The sequence below is a fragment of the Acetobacteroides hydrogenigenes genome, assembly GCF_004340205.1.
GTDB lineage: Bacteria > Bacteroidota > Bacteroidia > Bacteroidales > ZOR0009 > Acetobacteroides > Acetobacteroides hydrogenigenes.
Genome location: NZ_SLWB01000001.1, coordinates 180,304 through 202,160, shown reverse-complemented (window position 1 = coordinate 202,160; position 21,857 = coordinate 180,304). Strand labels below are relative to the sequence as shown.

Here is a 21,857-nt window from a genome sequence, read left to right as displayed (position 1 = left end):
TCGAACACGTTGCGGTTTTTGCGGTTTATTGCTTACTTAGCATTGCTTAAAACAGTTTACAATGATTGACTCCATTCCCGAGGGCAAAGAGCTAAGCCCTTCCACCATAGAGTTTGCCGATACTTCGTTTCATAAGCTTATGCCGCGTCGCATCCACAAGGTGCTGCTCATCTGTAGCAGCTACGACGCCTTTATTCTAGAGGAAGACGGACGGATCGAAGAGCAGATATTTAAAGAGTACGTTTCGTTGAACCTTCGCTATCCGCCTAACTTCTACAAGGTAAGTTCGGGGCAAGAGGCTCTCGAACGGCTTAAAACGGAATCGTTCGACCTCATCATCTCGATGCTAAATATTGGCGAGATGGATATCTTCTCGCTATCGCATACGTTCAAGGAACTAGACCCCGATACGCCTATCGTGGTGCTAACCCACTTCTCGCGCGAGGTGTCCATGAAGATGGAGAAGGAGGACCTTTCGGCCATCGACTACGTTTTCTGCTGGTTGGGGAATGCCGACTTGCTGCTCGCCATCATAAAGCTGATTGAAGACAAGATGAATGCCGATAACGATCTTTTGGATATTGGCGTTCAAGCCATCATTCTGGTGGAAGACTCCGTGCGCTACTACTCGTCGTATCTGCCCAACCTCTACAAGGTGGTGCTAAACCAGTCGCGCAACTTCGTTCGTGAGGCTGTGAACGAGCAGCAGCAGAATCTGCGCATGCGCGGGCGGCCCAAGATTCTGCTGGCTACCACTTACGACGAGGCTATGGAACTTTACGACAAGTATAAGAATAATCTGCTGGGCGTTGTTTCGGATGTAAGCTTTAAGGTGAACCACCGTCGCGACTCCAAAACGAGGGCGGGCATTACGCTCTGCAAGGTAATCCGCCGCGAAGATCCCTACATGCCCTTCATCTTTCAGTCGTCCGACCTCAACAACAAGAGCGTGGCTGAAGATCTAGGAGCCGGCTTTATTCATAAGTACTCGAAAACGCTCTCGCACGAGCTTATCGAGTACGTTAGGGAGTACTTCTTTTTTGGCAGCTTCAAGTTTGTCGATCCGGTAACTAAGACGGTGATTTACGAGGCGCACAATCTGAAGACGCTCTGCGAGGCGCTCATGAATATCCCCGATGAGTCGCTCTACTACCATGCCAGCCACAACCACCTTAGCAAGTGGCTCTTTGCTCGAGCGCTTTTTCCTATAGCCGAACTCTTCAAGAGCCTTCAGGCAACCGACTTTGCTGATATGGGTGCGCTACGCGAGTATGTCTCTAGGGCCATCAACCAGTATCGATTGGAGACGGGCAGAGGCGTAATTGGTAAGTTTAATCGGAACGACTACAACGAGCAGCTACAGATATCGCGTATTGGAGAGGGGTCGCTTGGTGGTAAGGCCCGTGGATTAGCCTTCATCGACATGATGCTCAAAAAGTATAACCTATTTAATAAGTACGAGGGAGTTGTTATTAACATTCCTCGCAGCACGATAATCTCCACCGAATTCTTCGACCAGTTTATGGAGGAGAATAAGCTTTATAAGTATGCCCGAACCGAAGAGACGGATGCTAAAATTCTAAAGCGATTCATAAGGGCAAAGCTGCCCAACGAACTTGTAGAGGATTTGCGCGTGTTTATCCGTAACGTAAAAAATCCAATAGCGGTTCGTTCTTCTAGTAAACTAGAAGATTCGTACTATCAACCCTTTGCCGGAATCTACAGCACCTACATGATTCCTCGTGTCGAAGACGACGAAGAATGCCTGCATATGCTGGTGCAAGCAATAAAGAGCGTTTATGCATCGGTTTTCTATGCGAGTAGTCGCGGATACATCTTCGCAACGTCCAATGTACTCGACGAGGAAAAAATGGGCGTGGTGCTTCAGGAGGTTTGCGGGACAAGGCACGAGAACTTGTACTATCCCACCTTTTCGGGAGTTGCTCGCTCCATCAACTTCTACCCGCTTGGAGTTGAGTCGTCGCACGATGGAGTTGCCTCTGTAGCCTTTGGACTGGGTAAGTTTATTGTTGATGGAGGAATGACCATGCGCTTCTCTCCCAAGCATCCTAAGCATCTGCTGCAGCTAAGTACGCCACAGATGGCCCTACGCGATACTCAGCGGATGTTTTATGCCCTCGATCTAGATCCTGCCGCGTTCACCATTTCCACCGATGATGGTGTAAACCTCCAACGGTTGGAAATCGACACGAAGAGCAACTACGAAGGGATGCAACATGTTGCCTCGTTCTACGATTCGCGTGACGATATGGTCCGAGACTACTACCAGCCCAGCGGTTGGCGTATCATCAGCTTTGCCCAAATACTAAAGTATGGGACGTTCCCATTAGCCGAAATCCTGAACGAGCTGCTTGCGCTCTGCCAAAAAGAGATGAACTCGCCTATTGAAATCGAGTTCGCCGTAAATTTTGATGTAGAACCAGGCCAGCCAAAGGTGTTTAACTTTTTGCAAATACGCCCGATTGTCGAGAACGAGGAGATGGAGGATCTGCAAATCGGGCAGATGTCCTCTGATGATGCGCTTCTTTATTCAAATTCAGCGTTGGGCCATGGAGTAATGGAGGGGATTCGAAGTGTGGTTTACGTGCGGCCAGAGGCGTTTGATTCCGCTTATACTCGCCAAATTGCCGAAGACTTGGAGAAAATCAACAAAACGTACAAGGATAAGGGCGAATACTACGTGCTTGTAGGGCCTGGCCGCTGGGGGTCTAGCGACCCTTGGTTAGGGATTCCGGTGAAGTGGCCTCAGATATCAGAAGCTAGGCTTATAGTAGAGTGCGGCCTTCAGAATTTTAGGGTTGATCCTAGTCAGGGAAGCCACTTTTTCCAGAATATAACCTCATTCCGCGTGGGGTACTTTACCATCAACCCGTTTATGGACGATGGAAAGTTTGACGTTTCTATTCTTGATTCGTTACCTGCTACGTTCGAAAACAAGTATATACGAGAGGTGGTTCTTGAAAAACCATTAACGATAATTGTTGATGGAAGGAATAATAGGGGCATTGTTAATCTATGATTTGCTTTTTTTAAATCTAAGGTTACAATGTGTAATGAAAAATATTTGGTATGCTATTAAATATGTTGTGAAATATTGTTTGATATTCGGAATTAAAGCTACATTTACAGCATCAAATTGCTCCGCTAGAGATGGGGCGAGGCGAATGGAAAAAACGTTTGTTTAATATACTAAAGAGATAAAAGCGATGGACGTAAAAAAAATTATGGCCGATCTTGAACAGAAGCATCCTGGTGAAAAGGAGTATCTTCAAGCTGTTCATGAAGTGTTAGAATCCATAGAGGAAGTTTACAACCAACATCCTGAATTTGAGAAGGCTAAAATCGTTGAAAGAATAGTTGAGCCTGATAGAATCTTTACCTTCCGTGTAACGTGGGTTGATGATGCAGGTAATGTTCAAACTAACTTGGGTTACCGTGTTCAGTTCAACGCTGCTATCGGACCATACAAAGGAGGTCTTCGTTTCCATAAGGCAGTTACCCCTTCAATGCTTAAATTCTTAGGCTTTGAGCAAACTTTCAAAAATGCTCTAACTACGCTTCCTATGGGAGGTGGTAAGGGTGGTTCTGATTTTGATCCAGTTGGAAAATCAGACGCTGAAATTATGCGTTTCTGCCAAGCTTTCATGCTTGAACTGTGGCAAATTATTGGTAAGGATACCGACGTTCCTGCAGGTGACGTAGGTGTTGGTGGACGAGAAATAGGTTATATGTTTGGCATGTACACCAAACTTGCTCGCGAGTATAATGTTGGCGTTTTAACTGGTAAGGGTATCAACTGGGGAGGTTCATTAATCCGTCCAGAGGCTACTGGTTATGGTGCATTATATTTCGTAGAGCACATGCTACACAAAGCAGGTAAGGATATTAAGGGTAAAACCGTAGCTATCTCTGGTTTTGGTAACGTAGCTTGGGGGGCTGCTCAAAAGGCAACCGAACTAGGTGCTAAGGTTGTTGCTGTTTCTGGTCCTGATGGTGTTTGCCATATTCCAGCAGGGATGACCAACGATATGATTGATTACATGCTCGAACTACGTGCTTCAAATAACAATGTTGTTGCTCCTATGGCTCAGAAGTTTAGCGGAGTTACCTTTACTGCTGGTAAAAAAGCATGGAGCATTAAGTGCGATATCGCTCTTCCAAGTGCTTTCCAAAACGAATGCGATGGAAACGATGCTAAGGAACTTCTAGCTAATGGTACTTGGTGTGTCGCTGAAGTTTCTAACATGGGTTGTACTCCAGAAGCTATCAAGGCTTTCCAAGATGCTAAGATTATGTTTGCCCCAGGTAAGGCTGTTAACGCCGGAGGTGTTGCAACATCTGGTCTCGAAATGACTCAAAATGCAATGCATATCAGCTGGACTGAAGCTGAAGTTGATGCGAAACTACATCAAATCATGGAAAGCATCCACGAAGCTTGCGTTAAGTATGGAACAAAGAAAGATGGTAGCGTTAACTACGTTGATGGTGCTAATATCGCAGGTTTCATGAAGGTTGCTAATGCTATGTTAGAGCAAGGCTTAATCTAGTATACTCTGCTTTATTAAGATATAGACCGCTTCAAGTTCGCTTGAAGCGGTCTTTTTGTTGCCCCAAATCTTTAAAACTTAACAAAAGTAGGTTTTGAAAGATAAAATGGAAAGGTATATTTGCACTTGGTTGTATTATGGTTTATAAGGGGTTGGGAGTATATGGTGCTAAAGCAGGAAGACAAAGCAAGTTGGTTTAAGTCTGTATTTGATGCTCACTATGATAGTATCCGAAGGTTTCTATATTTCCGATGTGGAGATGTAGATCTGTCGGAAGATATAGCACAAGAAGTCTTTATTAAGCTTTGGGATGTTCGCGATACCATTAGAGAAGAATCCGTCCTTTCCTTGCTCTACACCATTGCAGCCAATCTTCTTAAGAATTACCACAAGCATCAAAAAGTGGTGCTGAATTTCCAAAAGAATACAACCTTAATAGATGTGAATTTAGAGGAGGCTGATCATCCTATGCGAGAGCAAGAGATGAAGGAGCGTCTCGAGCGGGTTTTGTCTGATATGCCAGAGAAATGCAGAGTGCCTTTTCTAATGAGCAGAATTGAGGAATTGACCTACTCCGAAATTGCACAGAGACTAGATCTGAGCGTTAAAGCAATTGAAAAGCGGATGAAGGAGGCGTTGGACTTTATTCGTAATAACTTGGAATATAAAATTTAATGATAAGCTGCTGTAGGATTGTTCTTTTTTGTTCTAAGAATGTAAAGTATGCTTTAGCTGTAATTCTATGGATGTTTTGCAGCATGGCGTTTGCCCAAAAATTATCCTACTCGTTTAAGAAAAAGACTCTTTCGGAGGTACTAGAGAAGGTGGGGGCCGATAATCATGTTAAGATTGCATTTGATGCACAACTTGCCGACAACCAATTGGTAAGCGGATACTTTAAAGGAATCTCTGTTGATGAATTGATTCACGCAATACTATCAACGGGTCGGTTTGAAATGGAAAGAATAGGCCCAGTATGTGTAGTAAAACCTAGGAAAGCAGACGATGCTGCCGTTGCATCAACTTTATTGACCGTAAAACCTACGGTGGAATTACCTCGTTATAAGATATGGGGTACTATTGTCGATCAAGAAACAGGGGAGAAGCTCCCTTATGCCTATATTTACACCCAAGATAAGAAGTACTCAGTAACAGCAAATGCTGAAGGCTACTTTAATCTTATTCTCCCTACGGCAAAGCCTGTAACGCTCTGTATCTCGTACTTAGGCTTTGAAAAGAAGTGCGTAGAAGTATTTCCCGAGATAAGATCTGGAATGTTGTCTATTAACCTTGATCGTTCTAATACTGTTTTAAATAGCGTAGTCGTCACTCAAAGGCAGAACTATTTAGTTCAAATACCAAGTGTAGCCGGGAAGAGTACCCTAAACCCAAGGGCTGCATCGGATGTTCCTTCGCTTAATCAGCTCGATTTTACCTCATCGTTACAAATGCTTCCTGGTATTGATGCTACTGCCGAGTCGGCATCTAATCTGAGCATTCGTAAATCGCCAGCATCGCAAACACAAATTTTGTTTGATGGATTTACGCTATATCATATAAACCACTTTCTGGGGCAGTTGAGCGCTTTTAATACTAAGGCAATAAAAGATATTCAAATATTCAAAGGCGGATTTGATGCTAGGTATGGAGGAGCCGCATCGTCAATAATTGAGATTACGGGGAAATCTGGTAATAGGTATAGATCAAACTTTAGTATTGGAGCAGATTTTCTTTCTGCAGATGCTTTTGCTGATATTCCTATAGGAAAGAAGTTTGGTTTAGTTATTGCAGCACGTCGTTCCTATACGGATGTGTGCCAGACATCTCTATACAAAGACCTTTTTAATAAGCTAAGAGAAGATATTGCAGAAACTTCGACAGTTGATATTTCTAGTTATAATGAAAAGTATACGCCCGAATACTATTTCTACGATTTGCATAGCAAGTTAACTTATACACCAGATTCCACTCAGAATTTGTCGTTATCGGTATACGGGGGAAAGGATAATATGGATTTGTTATCTCGCAGTAAGTTCTTGTATCTTTCTGAAAAGTCTGATATAAATAATTACGGAATTGGCTTTAAGTGGAGCAAGCAGGTACGAGATAGGTACTTTTTTAGGGCATCTTTCGGGTATTCTTCTTACCTGCTAAATTTTACTCATCTAAACATTTCTCGAAATGTAAACTTAGTGGAGGTTGCGCGCAGATATAGTGCACTGCATAACCCTTTAAAAGATGCTACTGCAAAGGTTGAATACGAGTATAGGTTTTTGCCTTCTGCAGGTATTATTGCAGGAACTGTTTTAAGCAATCAGACCAGTACCTATTCATTTAAGAGTTATAGGAGCAATCAAGATAATGTGCTTGCAGATGTTGCTAAGCGAGTAGGCTCTGATGGAACTTCTGCAGCAGGCTATATTCTTTTAAATACGGGGAAAGGTTGGCTGAAGAATTTTACCCCTGGACTACGATTGACTTACTTTTCTCCAACCCAAAAGATATACCTAGAACCTAGAGTCCAAGCAAGCGTTGAGGTATTTAAAAAGTTAACCTTAAAAGCAGCGGGAGGTCGTTATCTTCAATTTATTAACAGTATTCCAGTTCCATTTATAGGTGATTATGCCAGCTATTGGTCGGTTGTGAATGGCGATAGTTTGCCCGTTGTTAAGTCAAACCATTTTATTGCTGGATTTACATATGATGCAACCAGCAGACTTCAATTTGATGTTGAAACTTATCTGAAAAAAGCCCAAGGCCTTGTATCTCAGAAAATGGTTCCTGTGGTGCGAAATGGTAAATATAGGCTTAGACAGGTTACTTTCTATAGTTCTAATGACATCATTGGGGTTGATTTGCTTGCAAAGTATCTGTATCCAAAGGGACAGGTTGCGTTAGCTTATAGCTTGTCGAAATCAACTATATTCTCAAAGGATCTGAAATCTGACAACGAGTATCCTGCAGATGATGATCAACGACACGAGTTTAAGGCCTTTATTTCTAATAAACTGTGGAGGTTTAATTTTTCTGCGGCTTGGATATTTGGTTCTGGAAAGCCTTGGGATGAAATAGTTTTATACAGTAACTTGAAGCCGAAGCTAGACTATCAACGGAATGAAAGGCGCATCAATGTATATCACAGGCTTGATTTCTCGACATCCTATGAGCAAAAAATTGGATCTACATTGCTTTCTGTTACTGCTAGCATTTTCAACTTGTACGATAGAGATAATGAGACAATGAGATCGTATAGCTTTAGTTCATCGGCATTGAAAGATGTTTCTAATGGGAAATCACCATTAATTTACAATGATATATTGGGATTTAGATTTACGCCTTCGCTATATCTGAACCTAACATTTTAAAATTACAGAAAGCAACCATCTTAGGTAGGGTGAATAAGTAAATGGTTGTATACTATATGAATTTCTGAAATATGAACCACGAGAGATCAAATATTGAAGACCGGCATCGCTTAGATAAGCAAACTGAAATGTTGCTAAAGCAGCTTGATGTTCCAAAAAAGCGTTCGAAGAATGAAGTATGGAAGGCTTTAAATAGTTCTATTGCTTCTCAATCTCAAACTAAGAGACGCTGGCTTACGCAAAGAACAACATGGGCTATTGCTGCGAGTTTTGCCGTTCTCCTTACTATAGGATCTCTAGTTCTGACTCATACCACACATGTTATCAGTAAAAAGGGTGAGCATGTAGCGGTAGTTCTGCCAGATGGTTCAAATGTCCTTCTTAATTCAGAATCGCAGCTGAGCTACCAAAAGTATATGTGGTGGCGAAAGCGCGAGGTAACCTTAAGGGGCGAAGGTTTCTTTAAGGTTATGAAAGGACGTCGTTTTGAAGTTCGAACAGGCAAATATGTAACAGCTGTACTCGGAACATCGTTCAATGTTTTTGCTCGTAATAACGAGGTTCGCGTATGCTGCTTCACCGGTAAAGTAGGCGTTCGCGAAGTTACAAGTGGCAATCACATGGTGTTAACGCCAGGCCGAGGGGTTACCTCTAGAGGAAACTCGCTAGGAAACGTTGAAACAATTTCTGAAAAGCAGAAGGGCTGGACAAAAGGGGAATTCTACTTTAGCGATGCTCCGTTAAAAGATGTGTTTGCCGAAATAGAACGTCAGTTTAATGTTACGCTAAGCTGTACGGGTTGCGAGAATCGACGTTATAGCGGATATTTTAGTGGTAAAAGCTTAAATCAAGCGCTAGAGTTGGTTTGTGTTCCAATGCAGCTCGAGTTTAGAATGGTCTCTGATGTTGAGGTTGTTCTTACTCCAATCAACTAACTTTTTTAATCGAATTTTTATGAGAAAAATTTTCTGGGTCTTAGCGGCTACAGCTGCTATATCTATGGCTTCGTGCCAAAAAAGTGATGAACCTTCTTCTATTTCTGATGCCAACGTTGAGGCTGCTGTTGATGGAGATCAGGTAGATGGTATATATGATGAGGTTGCCAGTGAAGTAGATCAGATTACATTCGGTGTAAAGGCAGGTAGTGCTCCCGATAGTTCTGGCTCTAGAACGGTTGTTACTGTAAAGAATGGTGATGGAACAATAACCAAAACGGTAACTTTTGTCAATTGGAAAATAGGCAAGTATCAGCGTTGGACTAAAAATGGACAAATTGTTGTTACAATCAATCCTTCAACATATACGCGTACGGTTACCTTTAAGAACTTTGCCATTAATGGTCGAAAAGTTGAAGGAACAAAGACGATGGTTTTAAATCTTCAGTCCAATACGTTGACAATTAAGCTTACGGATGGGAAGGTTACCTTTGCAGATGGCACTACATATACCCACGCATTTACAAAAGTATGGACAAAGGTTAAAGGTGTAGATACGCCTCTTAATGTGTGGGATGATGAGTATGATATTACGGTAGATGCATCGGGGGTTAATCGTCGAGGTAAGGCGTACGCCGAAGCTACAACTATTCCACTGCATTTCAAATTTGGATGGCCTGTATTTGTTTCGGGAGAAGTTAAGCGAGTTGTGGATACCCATACAATTACAACGAACTATGGTACTGGAGCCGAAGATTTCCTTGTTACCATTACCGTTGATGGTGTTGCAAAAGAGATAAATCTGCTAGACAGGAAGTAGCATAACGTAGTAGATCTAATAAAGGGATGGGCGAACAGTTCATCCCTTTTCTTGTTTATAAGCGCAAAATCGGTAAATTTAAATGCTAAAATCACACAAAATGGAAACTGCAAAAACAATCTATTTGGGAAATTTGCGTACAGAGGCAACCCATGTTCGTTCTGGACAAAAAATTGTTACAGATGCGCCTGTTGATAACCAGGGTAAGGGTGAGTTTTTTTCCCCTACCGATTTGTTGGCAACAGCACTAGCAAGTTGCATGCTTACAATTATGGGAATCGCTGCTCGTACGCACGGTTTTGATATTGATGGAACGGAAGTTAAAATCACGAAGGTAATGGGGGTTAATCCTCGTCGGGTTGTAGAAGTTATTGTAGAGTTGAATTTTCCTAGAAACTATTCGGTCAAAGAAAAGAGGATTATAGAACTTTCAGCAAAGGAATGTCCTGTTGCCAATAGCCTTCATCCAGATTTAAAGCAAACCGTCGTATTTAACTATAAGGGAGAATAGGCTAGGTAGGCCGAAAAATAATGAGCAAACATTAATTTTTTAAGGGCATATTTAATGAACTTTTGATTGTTTTGTTTGTTCTTATTTTGTAATTGTCACAATATGAAGGTTTAGTGTTTATTAATACTGTTTTAGTTGAGTTAGTATAAGCATCAGCTACCTTTGTATTCGAAAATCAGTTGAGACTAGTTTTTTCATAGGTTAAGTTTTAGGTTAGGTGTTAAATGTGTCTGAAGATTTAGGTTAGGTTTAGCAAAAGGAACGAAGTGATTTCGTTCCTTTTGTGTTTTTATACGGTTTGATCCTAGAACATCGGATCCCAAGGTGGCAGAACCACAGGCTTTTGATCGAGAATCTTTAGGATTTCAGGCTTGATAAACTTCTTTAGAACTACCATTCTAAACATGTACTCGCTGAACCAGCTGTCAGTAAAGGTGAGGTAGCCGTTGTGACCACTAGATGCTCCCCAGCTGTTTTCGAACTGCCATTTGGTTGGCTTCTCGTTCTTGTCCACATCAACGGCAACGATGGCCATTCCGTGAGATGATCCGCTTTCGCCGGTCATTATTCGTTGCTTCTTATCCATGCCGAATTTTATGCCGTAAAGGGCCTCGTAGTCGTAGTTCTCGAGGGCGCTAATGCCGTCAGTACTGTTGAGGAACTTGCCTACATCTACGCCTCCGTAAACGGCTTCGTTGCTTTTAATGGATTCGAGGGCTATCTGCTTTAGGTCTTCAACAGGTAGGTTGATGTAGCACCAGTTGATGCCATCTTGTGCATTTCTGTAGTTTTCTATCTCGTAGAGCTTGTAGTAGGGGCGGGTAGGGTCGTTCATCATCATTACGTAGTCGCCAACCTTTACGTCGGGGAGGACGGCGTGGTAGAAGCTGATGGGGGTGTAGGCTTGGAGGTCGCTAATGGCTCCATCTTTCTTCTTATACCTCCAGTCGAAGGTGGTTGGTGGCTCGCCGAGGTTGAGGGCTAGAATGCGGTACACCTCGCCAAGCATGGTGGCTTTTTGCGCTTCGATGGCGCTTGGCTTAGCCTTTTTTGCTACCATATCGCGGAGGATAAGTCCATCCTCTCGTAGCTTACTCTTTAGGATGCTTCCCATTGCAGAGGTGCTGCTGCTCGAGTTGGTTTCGGGCATTGCGCTTTTGGGTACTAGGCCGTACTTATCAACTAGGTTGATGAAGCCTGCCCAAGTTCCTCCATCGTCAACGGGTGACTTGAAGTACCACTCTACCCTGCGGTCGTCCATGGGGCTGGTGGCGGTTGCAATGACGTTTTCGAGGAAGAGGTTCGACTTCTCGAGCAGGTCGTAGAAGTAGAGGTAGCTCTGCGAGAACTCGAACTCCGACACGTTAAGCTGCTTGATGGCCTTTGGGCGGAACATGTTTAGGCTGGTAAACATCCAGCATCGGCCCGAGCTCTTTTGGTCGGTGATGCCCGAAACATCGACCTTGTACTTGAAGAGGTGGTCGATTTTGCCCTCGAAGGCGTTGTTCTCGGCCAGCTTCTTGGCGTCGACGTGGGTGAGGGCGTTGGTGATGGCGCGGGTGCTGGGGTCGTTGGCGTTGTACGACTTCTTAATCTGATCGAGCATATCCTTGGATATGCCCTTGTTGGGTTGGGCAACCGCTGTTATGCCTAGCAGCACTGCTGCTCCAGCTAGTAAAGATTTTCTCATCGGTTTACGGTTATCATTATTCTTTTCGGAGGGAGAGCCGTTGCGCTCTCTCGCGCTTCAAAAGAAGATAATTCTACTTACAAATCCTACAACATGGCGGGTTTGGTGGCAAAAAGAGCAGCGAGGGGTGACGTGGGTGTAGGATGGCCGAGAAAAGGCATCGGACGGCTGGGTGCGAGCATCTACCGACAGGAGATTGGTATCGGATGGACGGGTGAAGCTATCTACCGACAGGGTGAAGGTATCGGACGCTAGGGAGGAGCTATCTACCGACAGGGTGAAGGTATCGGACGCTAGGGAGGAGCTATCTACCGACAGGGTGAAGGTATCGGATGCCAGGGCGGAGCTATCTACCGACAGGGTGAAGGTATCGGATGCCAGGGAGGAGCTATCTACCGGCAGGGAGAAGGCATCGGACGGCCGGGTGGAGCCATCTACCGACAGGAAATTGGTATCGGATGGCAGGGTGAGAGCATCTACCGATCGGGAGATGGTTGCTGCCATCAGCGGAGCGGTTGGCTATGGAGAGAGAGGCGTTTAAAACGCGACTGTTCAGGGGAGAGCGTTTGAAACGCGGCTCTACACCATTAGGCTTACGATGTAGGCCGATTCGGTTTGGGGGGTGAGCTTGTAGCGGTCGTCGATGCGGCGGCCAACAATCCACACGATGTCGTTGCCCGAGCAGAGCAGCCACTGGTTTTCCTTATCGATGATGGAGAGCTTTTGGTCGATGAAGAAGTCGCTCAGCTTCTTTGTGCCCTTCATCCCAAGGGGGACAAACTCGTCGCCGCTTTCCCGCCGGCGCAGGGTGAGGGGGAAGCGGAGCTTGCCCAAGTCGAGGCAGGCGGTGGTGGGGCGTTTGTCAATCTGAAAAGACTTGGATGTATCTAGAATATCAAACTTCAGCTTAATTGGGCTGGTGATGGAGCCGCAATCGGCCTCTATATGATAGCTATCGTCGGCCTTATCCTTCTTGATGGGGGTAAGGATAAGGTGGTCGCGGTCGCGCACGAGCAGGTGGCTGGGGCTAAGGAATTGGCGCCCCGATTCGCCGCTTTCGACGGAATGGATGATGCCTTCGGTTTGGGTGCTGTTGAAGCCGTACTCGCACAGGAACTCGTAGAGGAGCAGCGAGGCGTTTCGGTTGAGCCTCAGCTTGCGGATGCTGATGCGGAGCTCGTCGGCGGTGGCGGCTACGGCATCGCGCTTAAAGTTGTTGACCTCCTGCGTTACCAAATCCTCGACCAGCTGAAGCCTGGCGATGTTGTCGAGCATGGTTTGGTTGAAGGAGGGGTTGATGATCTTTAGCTCGGGAATGACGTTTAGGCGGATGCGGTTTCGAGCATACTTGTCCTTAGCGTTCGATGAATCCTCGCGAAACTCAATTTGATGAAGCCTAGCGTACTCCTCAATTTCGCAGCGGGGGGCGAAGAGTAGGGGGCGAACCACCCGGCCAGTCTTGGGCTTGATGCCCGTGAGCCCCTTGATTCCGGTGCCACGGGTTAGGTTGAGGAAGAAGGTTTCGGCAACGTCGTCGGCGTTATGGGCAATGGCGATGTACTGGTAGTTTTCGGTGTTGCACAGCTGCTTGAACCACTCGTAGCGGAGCCTGCGGGCTGCCATCTGGATGGATTCCCCTGCTTGCTCGGCTTCGCGCTCGGTGTCGAAGCGGATGTAGTAGCCCTCAATTGCGAAGCGCTGCTGCAGGCTGCGCACGTGGCGCTCGTCGCCATCCGACTCCTCTCCACGTAGTCCGAAGTTGCAGTGGGCTATGGCAACGGTGTACCCCTCGCTCACTAGGAGGTGGAGCAGGGTGGTGGAGTCAATCCCTCCGCTGATGGCAACTAGGATTCGATCGTCTTTGTCGAACAGCTCGTTGTGCGCTACGAAGCTGTGGAATCGTGATGCAAGTGGCATTCCCTTCAATTTTCGAGTAAAGGTAGTAGCTTAATCGTTATGTTGCCCGCTTTTTTTGTCCAATACCTCCATGATGGCTTTGGCCTTTACGAGGCACTCGTTGTACTCCGCTTCGGGATCGGAGCTAAAGGTGATGGCGCCGCCAACCGAGAATGAGAGGTAGCGTGCTGGCTGGTTGTAGAGTATGCTGCGGATAACCACGTTGAAGTCGAAGCTGCCCGATGGGGTAAAGTAGCCAACGGCTCCGGAGTAGAGCCCTCGCTTGGTCTTCTCGTACTTTTCGATTAGCTGCATGGCGCTAACCTTGGGCGCACCCGTCATCGATCCCATGGGGTAGGCGTCCCGGATAACCTCCACGCCGCTGATGCCCTCCTTAACCTCCGACTCTACCGTCGAGATCATCTGGAACACCTGGCGGAAGGGGTATATGCCGAACAGCTCGGTGACGTTTACCGACCCATCTTTGGCCGTTCGCGAGAGGTCGTTCCGAACCAAATCGACGATCATCACATTTTCCGATTGCTCCTTGGGGTTGCTCCTAAGCTCCTGCTTTAGCATTTCATCTTCGGCGGGGGTGCTTCCCCTGCGGATGGTTCCCTTTATGGGCTGCGAGATAACCCGGCTGCCCTGCTTAAGCAGGAACCGCTCGGGCGATGCGGATATGAGGTACCTGTCGTGCAGCTTGTAGAAGCAGGCGAATGGGGTTGGCGATACGGTTGATAGCTCGATGTAGGTGGTCAGCGGGTCGATGTCGGCAGCTGTTGCGAAGAACTCCTGGCAGAAGTTCATCTCGTAGATATCGCCTCGGCGGATGTGCTCCTTAATCCGTTTTACGGAGTCGATATACTCGCTGTGGCTAATCCGGCTCTCTACCGCTAGCGGATTATGGGGCTTAGCCTCGAACTGGCATCGGCTTATTTCATCAAGAATAGTGGCGATGTCTTTGTCCGATTTTAGAATCTTAAAACTCCCAGCGTTATCTACAGCAATGATATGCTTTGGGATGAAGAAGTGGATGTCGGGGAAGCCAACACCATCAGGGTTTGTGGAGGTGAGATCCTCTACGTAGTTCTTAAGGTCGTAGCCCAGAAATCCGAAGGCGTACTGATTGGATACGAAGGCTTGCAGCTCGCTGAATGGGGCTTCCGATTCGCACATTTCAGCATCCACATCGGCTGCAAGAACTAGCGCGTATTGGCCGAATTCTGTTTCAATGGGATTTTGGGATAGCTCGTTGCTATCGATCAGCGCAAAGATGCCGAATTGGTTTCCCCAGGAGAGTAGCCGCTTTTTTGCTTCAAAAATCTTTTCCGAGAAATTCATGGCGCAAATGTACGTAAAGGCGTCAAAAGGAGAGGCATGCTACGGCTGATTTTGGTACTGGACGAAGTCGGGCCTAGATGGCTTAAAGCCGGATAGGCGCAACCTGTCGGAGCCCGATATTTCAAATTGGTCAATTGTTCCTCCGTATGGAACTCGAGGGTAGAACCCTAATCGTATGGTGAAGGTTTTAAAGGCTAGGTTGTCGTTCCTGATCCTTACCCCAATGCCAAAGCCGCTGTATATTGGTCCTTTGAAGGGGGTGTTGCCGTATGCATTTATCCAAGCAAAATCGGAGTAGGCAAAGAAGGCCATCTTAAAGTTCCATAGGGCATAGGGCGAAAAGGCAATGGTTTCGAGATGGAGGCTGAACTTTCGTTGCGCTCTTACGCTATCGCCCACATAGCCTCTAATACCGTTGTAATCGTCGAGGTATAGGCTTTCTCCAAGTCCTTTAAATCGGTTGAATCCATGGGTGTAGTCGATACTTGCGAATTGCCTAAAGCGGTACAATCCTGCCCTCATAAGATTCGAGTAGTAGAACATTCCGGTTTTTAGGGTTCCCTGCTGGATGCTTTCGTTTTTGATGTATCCGCCAACTTCAGCATAGCCGCTAATGTACCCTATACCATCAACAATACCTCCTTGAGATGTTTTTAGGGCAAAGTAGGGGCGGTCGTGAAACTCTCCTTTCTCCATGCCGCCAACAAGCTCGAATTTGTAGCCCGTTGGTATGTCCTCAATGCGTCCATATCCTAAAAGAAGCTTGGTTTGAGTATACCACTGTTTGGCTATGGCAATGGAGCCCAAGTATGCCACTCTGTTGTGGAATAGTGGATTCTCATTGGCAGAAACATATCGGTTGCCACTAAATTGGTTGCTTGCAATTCTTGCTGTAAAGTAAATCTGAGGCTTTTTTATGTCGAATTGGTGATGGGAGTAAAGCGGGATGCTTCGTCCAGTCCATATATCGTTGTTTATTTCCTTTACTGACACCCCTGTTGGATGTAGAGGAAACTTTACAATGTTTTGATACTTCTGTAGCGTCAACCCATATGCGTAGCTGCTTTTGAAGTAGTAGTCTTTCTGAATGTCCAAAATTAGGTTCTTGAGGTCGAAGTAGTTTGAGAAGCCTGTCTTAATTCGAACAATTTCATTTCCGATATTATTGATTGTATAGTAGGCCTCGTAGCCAACTGCAGGGCTTCTTTGAGAGTTGTACCTTGTTCTTATGACAGCCTCATGTCCGTATCCGAATGCATTTTCGTCGTATATTTCCACTAGTCCTTTAGAGGTAGCATAGGGCTCCCAGTGCAAGCCTATGGACCAGATGTCTTGAACTGCCACATTCAAATCTACCGAATCGGAATTAGGAACCTCCTTGGGGGTAATCAGTACATCGGAGATGTAGGGGAGATTACGGATAATTACCTCTTTTTCGGAGAGCTCGTAAGGGGCAAGCGTTTGCCCTTCTTTTATGTTTAAGGAGTTCCGAAGAGTTTTTTCTCTAGTATTTCGATGTATTCTATTGCCTGTTTTTTCAATAAGAGACAGCTCTTCGTTTGGCTTAGAATAGCTAACGGTACCACCAAAAACATTCACATTTTGAATGGTAATGTTGCGAACTATTTTGCCTTCAAAACGGTTCAAGTACTCTTGCCTTCCTATGTATATTTGGGATGTGTCTGGCTTTCCTGCGAATATCCAAGCGTTTAGGTGCTGGATTACAGAACTATTTCTGTACTTCCGTTTAACCTTTTTAGTTTTACGAAGAATTACTAGTTCGACAGAATCGGGGAGGTGAATTATGGTATCTTTGGATATTACCATTTCCCTTTTGCCGAGCAAAATTCTAGCCGGACTCTTTATTCGTACCGAGTCTCTTGAAACTTTATCTCGTTTTGCCTCTGCGTTTAGTAGAAGAAGTAGGCAAAAAAGAGTGACAAAAAGTATTCGTAATCCTCGCATAGTCTTGGTAAAGTTCCTGAGGCTAAAATACGATAAAAATAGGTCATATAAACAAAGAGAGAGCCTTGGCTCTCTCTTTGTTTAATTATGGTTATTTACCATCTTGGTATATCTTTTTGGTGCTTACCTCTACTTTTAGAATGAAGAAGTAGTACTTGTCGTCAAACGGGATGAACTGGAAGTTGAGCTTTTCCTCTGTTTTGCGGGCAATGTCTATAAGTCCAAGCCCTGCTCCACCTTTTTCGGTTAGTACACCCTCTTTCATTTGCTTTTTGTACATCTCTTTAAGTTCCTCTTTCGTGGCATTGTTCACCTTTATGAGCGTTTCTTCGAGAAACTCGCGGTGCTCGGCTGCTACTTTATTGGAGGTGATAACGTAGTAGGTGTCGTTTTTCTTTCCGATAATAAAGAGCCCGCTTCCTGTTTGACTTGTTTTGCTAAGCTCGTCGGAGTGCTTGTTCATGTTTTGCAACGTCTCAACCATAACATGGAATACTTTACGTTGAACCGATCGTTCTTCGCTGTTTCGTTCCATGTTAGATTCCGTCATAGTTGTAAACATGCGGGTGATTTCGTGGTTAAACTCACCAAGATAGACTAGCGAAAACCCATTCCCGATCATCTCGTCGTAAATGTTCGAGATGGATTTAATGAAAGAAAATGAAAGATCCATAATGACAGTCCTGATTTAAAAATTTAGACCATTAAAACTTAGACAATCCTATTTCACTCGGTCCTTGTATAAAGTTCAAGTCACGAGGAATGCGTTTGTCGTCTATACGTTTTAGGTCTTTTTTGAGGGTTTCAGATATGATTCCTTTTTCGGTTGCTCGTTTAAGTGCAGCCTCGTAATCTCCGTTTCCTTGGATGACAAGAATTTCGTGGGATAAGTTTTTAATGGCCTGCCTCATGGCTCGCTCGTTGACTGTATAGTAGCCAGTCTTTTCGTCTCTAGTAAGAGCAGCTTTGTCTACAAAGTAGTTAAAGGTTGCCATATTCGCTTTCCCGTGAGAACTTGCAGCTCCAAATCGTACAGATCGGAAGATTCCTGCCGCAAAGGTTACGTAGTTTTCCATTAGCGCTTTTTTGGGAAGAACTTTTTGCTTTACGAGATCCCCAATCATGTAAAGTCCCAGAATGTCAGCTTTGTTTTCTTCTATACCGCTATATTGTTCCTTAAGAGCGTCTCTGACACTCCCTTTTCTATTTATGGTATTCTTTATTCCGAGTCCATGCGCCACCTCGTGGAACATGGTGTTTTGAAAGAAAGCATTAAATGTGACAAATTTTGTTTGAGATGGGTCTATTACAACCTCCGATATGGGTTTGACAATGAGGTTGAACTTGGCTTCCATGACATTCTTGAGCATTAGCTTACGACTACCCTTCTTTAGCTGTACTTTGGGGTCGTTGGGAAGATTGATTGCAATAGTTTTTCCAGCGGCATTGCAGTCTCCACCGTAGTAAATAGCGCTATAAACGCCAATGTCGGAACCTTTGCCAGGAACTTCCTTTTTGTATTTTTTCTGAACTGGCAGCGATTTTTGCAGCTTAGGCAGATATTTGATAAACTGGTTGTAGTATTTTGTCTCGCTATGATCCTTTATAAGGATGTACGCTTCGAAGGCCGTTTTGTAGTTGAAAAGTTCGTCTTCGTAGTTTTCAATAGGACCCGCAACAAAGTCGATGTTGCTATTCTTCATGTCCATCCAAACTAAATCGCTTGGGTAGTAGTTGTCAGTTCGTAGAGATTTTGCTCTTGCTAATAGGTACTTTTTTAGCTGCTTGTTTTCAGCAAGTTTTGCTGCTTGGTCTAGCAACTTTGCTGCTTTACCTATTTGTTCGCCATAGGCAACAGAGTAGGGAACTGATGCCAGCTGGCCGGCTTCGTCGCGCCTTACTATAGTGTATTGGCTTTTCTTATCTTTCGATTTCCACTCTTCAAATTCAGCCTTCGTCATGTTTGTTGGATAGAAGTTGGCTCCGAGCGGCTTCTCCTGAAAACCTGCAATGAAAGGTTTGTTTCCATCCATACGATCCCAAGGTCCGTAGTTGATGCTAAAGTACTTTTTTGCTGCTTTGCTTTTTATGGTGTCTAGCACTTGCGACTTATCTCCAAATGCTTGTAGCCAGTAAATGTCATCCATTATGCGGCTAACCTCAAAAAGTTTGACAAGGATTTTTTTCTCCTTGTCCGATAGCTTACTAATGTCAGCGGTAAGCTTAAAATCGGCATACTCGGCGACTTTTGCATTAAGGAGGCTATCCTCTTTTGCTTTTATATCAACTTTTGCCGTTTTTTTATTGTCGTTGCTACCCCCACAAGCAGAGAAAAGTATTGCAACAATGACTAGTCCAAAAAGGAAGTTCTTCTTCATTTTAAATATTTGTAGTCGTCTAATTATCCGTTAACATCGTCAGAATTAAATTTATAGCCAAGACGTTTGCCCGTTTGCATTTTAGAGTTCTCGATCTTGGTGTTCATCTGTGCCACCGAGGCTATTTTTACGGTGTCGTATGGAGGAACTAGTAGGTCGAACTCTAAAGAATAGACAATCGCGGTTTCTATAATTTTCTTTAGAGCTTCAGATGTTATTGAAGCATTTCCGAAATTGCTGTATATAAATGCCATTTGGCGCTTTCCTTCAACAAAGTAGTTCATATCCTTGTTGATGAATATTCTGCCAATAAGATAGCCCAAGTCGTCTAGCCTATTATACTTAAACGAATCGGTAAGGAAGTTGTAGATGTTGATTACTCCGCAAAGAGCGTTAAGTTTGTCTTTTTCGACATACGAAGTTTTCCAGATCTGGTGGTCCCTGTCGAACTGAAAGACATTGGTATGCATGCTGAAGATAAGGATGTCTTCGGCTATGCGTATTTCTGCTTCAAACTTACCACGATCTCGGTATTCTAGTTTAACCCTACGGTCTACGCCTGATAGCTCTTCGTTGATATCGTTGGTTAGCTCATGAAGCATCTCCTTGAGCTGGTTGAAAACTTCGAACGTATTATCGTAAACCTTCTGCTTTGTATTTGTCTTTAGTTGAAGGATGTTGATGATGCCGTTAATGCTTTGCTTATTTTCTTGCGGGTCAGAATCCATTTCCGGTTGTTTTAGTTATTCGAGGCATAAATATATAAAAATGGCAAAAGGGGAAAGATTATTTCCCCTTTTTTTTGCATTAAATGCTATTATGCTAGTACGATCTGGCAATTATTACGCGCTGCTTTGAAGGTTTTCCTGTGACCATGCACTTCCCCTCTTCCATTTCACCATCTAATGGAATACAGCGAATGGTTGCTTTTGTTTCTTCTTTAATGAGCTCTTCTGTTTCGGCAGTTCCATCCCAGTGGCAAAGGAAGAAGCCTCCCTTTTCGTCGAGAAGACGCTTAAACTCGTCGTAGCTGTCAACCTTTGTGGTCATTTCTTTACGACGGGCAAGGGCTTTGTTGTAAATGTTTTGCTGGATATCGGTAAGAAGCTGCTCGATGTATTCGGCAATACCTTCCTGCGAAAGAGATTGCTTCTCTAGTGTGTCGCGACGAGCAATTTCGATGGTTCCGTTTTGGAAATCACGAGGCCCCATGGCTACGCGAACTGGTACACCTTTTAGCTCATATTCGGCAAACTTGAACCCTGGCTTAAAGTTGTCTCTATCGTCGAGTTTCACAGAGATTCCTTTTGCTTCGAGCTGCTTCTTTATCTCCTTTAGTTTTCCGCTAATGCTAGCCAACTCTTCAGCACCTTTGTAGATAGGAACCATAACAACTTGGATTGGGGCAAGCTTAGGAGGTAAAACCAACCCGTTATCGTCGGAGTGGCTCATGATAAGGGCACCCATAAGTCGGGTTGATACGCCCCAAGAGGTTGCCCATACATAGTCGAGCTTCCCCTCCTTATTGGTGAACTGTACGTCGAAAGCTTTTGCGAAGTTTTGGCCAAGGAAGTGCGAGGTTCCCGATTGAAGCGCCTTGCCATCCTGCATCATAGCCTCGATGGTATAGGTTTCAACAGCACCAGCAAAACGCTCACTTGGCGATTTGCGACCAATGGTTACAGGAACGCCCATCCAGTTCTCTGCAAAATCGGCGTAAACATTAATCATTCTCTCAGTTTCTTCCAGTGCCTCCTGCGAGGTTGCGTGTGCGGTATGCCCTTCCTGCCAAAGGAATTCGGCAGTGCGAAGGAAAAGACGGGTCCTCATTTCCCATCGTACCACATTGGCCCATTGGTTTACAAGAATAGGAAGGTCGCGGTACGACTGAATCCAGTTTTTGTAGGTGTTCCAAATAATGGTTTCCGAAGTTGGGCGAACGATAAGCTCTTCTTCGAGCTTGGCTTCGGGGTCAACAACAACACCTTTGCCGTTTGGATCGTTCTTAAGGCGGTAGTGGGTTACTACGGCACACTCTTTAGCAAATCCCTCAACATGGGCGGCCTCCTTGCTAAGAAATGATTTCGGGATGAATACCGGGAAGTATGCATTTTCGTGACCTGTGTCCTTAAACATCTGATCGAGCGTGCGCTGCATCTTCTCCCAGATGGCGTAACCGTAAGGTTTAATCACCATACAGCCCCTGACAGCCGAATTCTCAGCTAAGTTGGCTTTTAGTACAATGTCATTGTACCAAAGCGAATAATTCTCCGAACGTGGAGTTACTTCCTTTGCCATGCGACTTTGGTATGAAATTTGCTTTATTTTTGTAAGATTTGTGAACGCAAAATAAATAAATAAAATCGGTTTCTCATAAAACGCTGG

16 protein-coding genes are annotated in these 21,857 nt (G+C 44.7%); 8 read left to right on the top strand and 8 right to left on the bottom strand.

Annotated features, from left to right (window positions below; all coding sequences use genetic code 11):
* Positions 1–61 precede the first annotated feature (61 nt).
* From CLV25_RS00675 to CLV25_RS00645, 7 genes are all read left to right on the top strand, one after another.
* Positions 62–3,040, top strand: a complete 2,979-nt coding sequence (locus CLV25_RS00675; protein ID WP_131837708.1) for a PEP/pyruvate-binding domain-containing protein — start codon at positions 62–64, stop codon at positions 3,038–3,040.
* Between the two features lie 187 nt (positions 3,041–3,227).
* The gene (gene gdhA, locus CLV25_RS00670; protein WP_131837707.1) at positions 3,228–4,568 is read left to right on the top strand and encodes an NADP-specific glutamate dehydrogenase; all 1,341 of its coding nucleotides are present in this window, start codon (positions 3,228–3,230) and stop codon (positions 4,566–4,568) included.
* Between the two features lie 162 nt (positions 4,569–4,730).
* Complete coding sequence (locus CLV25_RS00665; protein WP_131837706.1) at positions 4,731–5,243, top strand: RNA polymerase sigma factor; 513 nt, start codon at positions 4,731–4,733, stop codon at positions 5,241–5,243.
* Between the two features lie 83 nt (positions 5,244–5,326).
* The gene (locus CLV25_RS00660; RefSeq protein ID WP_165876945.1) at positions 5,327–7,933 is read left to right on the top strand and encodes a TonB-dependent receptor; all 2,607 of its coding nucleotides are present in this window, start codon (positions 5,327–5,329) and stop codon (positions 7,931–7,933) included.
* A 71-nt stretch (positions 7,934–8,004) separates the two neighbouring features.
* Positions 8,005–8,868 (top strand): FecR family protein, encoded by an 864-nt coding sequence (locus CLV25_RS00655; protein WP_131837704.1) that lies wholly within the window; start codon positions 8,005–8,007, stop codon positions 8,866–8,868.
* Between the two features lie 19 nt (positions 8,869–8,887).
* Positions 8,888–9,688: a hypothetical protein gene (locus tag CLV25_RS00650; RefSeq protein ID WP_131837703.1), complete on the top strand. Its 801-nt coding sequence runs from the start codon at positions 8,888–8,890 to the stop codon at positions 9,686–9,688.
* 100 nt (positions 9,689–9,788) lie between these two features.
* Entirely contained in the window at positions 9,789–10,199 is a 411-nt protein-coding gene (locus CLV25_RS00645) for an OsmC family protein (protein WP_131837702.1), read from the top strand.
* A 304-nt stretch (positions 10,200–10,503) separates the two neighbouring features.
* On the opposite strand, the gene CLV25_RS00640 is transcribed toward CLV25_RS00645, so the two are convergent.
* Positions 10,504–11,889, bottom strand: a complete 1,386-nt coding sequence (locus CLV25_RS00640) for a C1 family peptidase (RefSeq protein ID WP_131837701.1) — start codon at positions 11,887–11,889, stop codon at positions 10,504–10,506.
* Positions 11,890–12,061: 172 nt separating this feature from the next.
* On the opposite strand from CLV25_RS00640, the gene CLV25_RS00635 reads away from it, so the two are divergent.
* On the top strand, positions 12,062–12,430 hold the full coding sequence (locus CLV25_RS00635) for a hypothetical protein (RefSeq protein WP_131837700.1): 369 nt from the start codon (positions 12,062–12,064) through the stop codon (positions 12,428–12,430).
* 38 nt (positions 12,431–12,468) lie between these two features.
* Here CLV25_RS00635 and tilS read toward each other — a convergent pair whose 3' ends face one another.
* The 7 genes from tilS to proS form a co-directional block, all read right to left on the bottom strand.
* Complete coding sequence (gene tilS, locus CLV25_RS00630; RefSeq protein WP_131837699.1) at positions 12,469–13,806, bottom strand: tRNA lysidine(34) synthetase TilS; 1,338 nt, start codon at positions 13,804–13,806, stop codon at positions 12,469–12,471.
* Between the two features lie 30 nt (positions 13,807–13,836).
* Positions 13,837–15,129, bottom strand: a complete 1,293-nt coding sequence (locus CLV25_RS00625) for an anthranilate synthase component I family protein (RefSeq protein ID WP_131837698.1) — start codon at positions 15,127–15,129, stop codon at positions 13,837–13,839.
* Between the two features lie 39 nt (positions 15,130–15,168).
* A complete protein-coding gene (locus CLV25_RS00620; protein ID WP_131837697.1) occupies positions 15,169–16,956 on the bottom strand; it encodes a hypothetical protein in 1,788 nt (595 codons plus the stop codon).
* A gap of 229 nt (positions 16,957–17,185) precedes the next feature.
* Entirely contained in the window at positions 17,186–17,767 is a 582-nt protein-coding gene (locus CLV25_RS00615) for a SiaB family protein kinase (RefSeq protein WP_131837696.1), read from the bottom strand.
* A gap of 31 nt (positions 17,768–17,798) precedes the next feature.
* Complete coding sequence (locus tag CLV25_RS00610; protein ID WP_131837695.1) at positions 17,799–19,472, bottom strand: dipeptidyl-peptidase 3 family protein; 1,674 nt, start codon at positions 19,470–19,472, stop codon at positions 17,799–17,801.
* Between the two features lie 23 nt (positions 19,473–19,495).
* The gene (locus tag CLV25_RS00605) at positions 19,496–20,200 is read right to left on the bottom strand and encodes a hypothetical protein (protein WP_131837694.1); all 705 of its coding nucleotides are present in this window, start codon (positions 20,198–20,200) and stop codon (positions 19,496–19,498) included.
* Between the two features lie 94 nt (positions 20,201–20,294).
* Positions 20,295–21,770 (bottom strand): proline--tRNA ligase, encoded by a 1,476-nt coding sequence (gene proS, locus CLV25_RS00600; RefSeq protein WP_131837693.1) that lies wholly within the window; start codon positions 21,768–21,770, stop codon positions 20,295–20,297.
* Positions 21,771–21,857: the final 87 nt, after the last annotated feature.

What these genes read in the sequence shown, in the direction of transcription:
- CLV25_RS00675 (WP_131837708.1), top strand. Translation starts at nt 62, where the DNA reads ATGATTGACTCCATTCCCGAGGGCAAAGAGCTAAGCCCTTCCACCATA.
- gdhA (WP_131837707.1), top strand. Translation starts at nt 3,228, where the DNA reads ATGGACGTAAAAAAAATTATGGCCGATCTTGAACAGAAGCATCCTGGT.
- CLV25_RS00665 (WP_131837706.1), top strand. Translation starts at nt 4,731, where the DNA reads ATGGTGCTAAAGCAGGAAGACAAAGCAAGTTGGTTTAAGTCTGTATTT.
- CLV25_RS00660 (WP_165876945.1), top strand. Translation starts at nt 5,327, where the DNA reads ATGGCGTTTGCCCAAAAATTATCCTACTCGTTTAAGAAAAAGACTCTT.
- CLV25_RS00655 (WP_131837704.1), top strand. Translation starts at nt 8,005, where the DNA reads ATGAACCACGAGAGATCAAATATTGAAGACCGGCATCGCTTAGATAAG.
- CLV25_RS00650 (WP_131837703.1), top strand. Translation starts at nt 8,888, where the DNA reads ATGAGAAAAATTTTCTGGGTCTTAGCGGCTACAGCTGCTATATCTATG.
- CLV25_RS00645 (WP_131837702.1), top strand. Translation starts at nt 9,789, where the DNA reads ATGGAAACTGCAAAAACAATCTATTTGGGAAATTTGCGTACAGAGGCA.
- CLV25_RS00640 (WP_131837701.1), bottom strand. Translation starts at nt 11,889, where the DNA reads ATGAGAAAATCTTTACTAGCTGGAGCAGCAGTGCTGCTAGGCATAACA.
- tilS (WP_131837699.1), bottom strand. Translation starts at nt 13,806, where the DNA reads ATGCCACTTGCATCACGATTCCACAGCTTCGTAGCGCACAACGAGCTG.
- CLV25_RS00625 (WP_131837698.1), bottom strand. Translation starts at nt 15,129, where the DNA reads ATGAATTTCTCGGAAAAGATTTTTGAAGCAAAAAAGCGGCTACTCTCC.
- CLV25_RS00620 (WP_131837697.1), bottom strand. Translation starts at nt 16,956, where the DNA reads ATGGTAATATCCAAAGATACCATAATTCACCTCCCCGATTCTGTCGAA.
- CLV25_RS00615 (WP_131837696.1), bottom strand. Translation starts at nt 17,767, where the DNA reads ATGGATCTTTCATTTTCTTTCATTAAATCCATCTCGAACATTTACGAC.
- CLV25_RS00610 (WP_131837695.1), bottom strand. Translation starts at nt 19,472, where the DNA reads ATGAAGAAGAACTTCCTTTTTGGACTAGTCATTGTTGCAATACTTTTC.
- CLV25_RS00605 (WP_131837694.1), bottom strand. Translation starts at nt 20,200, where the DNA reads ATGGATTCTGACCCGCAAGAAAATAAGCAAAGCATTAACGGCATCATC.
- proS (WP_131837693.1), bottom strand. Translation starts at nt 21,770, where the DNA reads ATGGCAAAGGAAGTAACTCCACGTTCGGAGAATTATTCGCTTTGGTAC.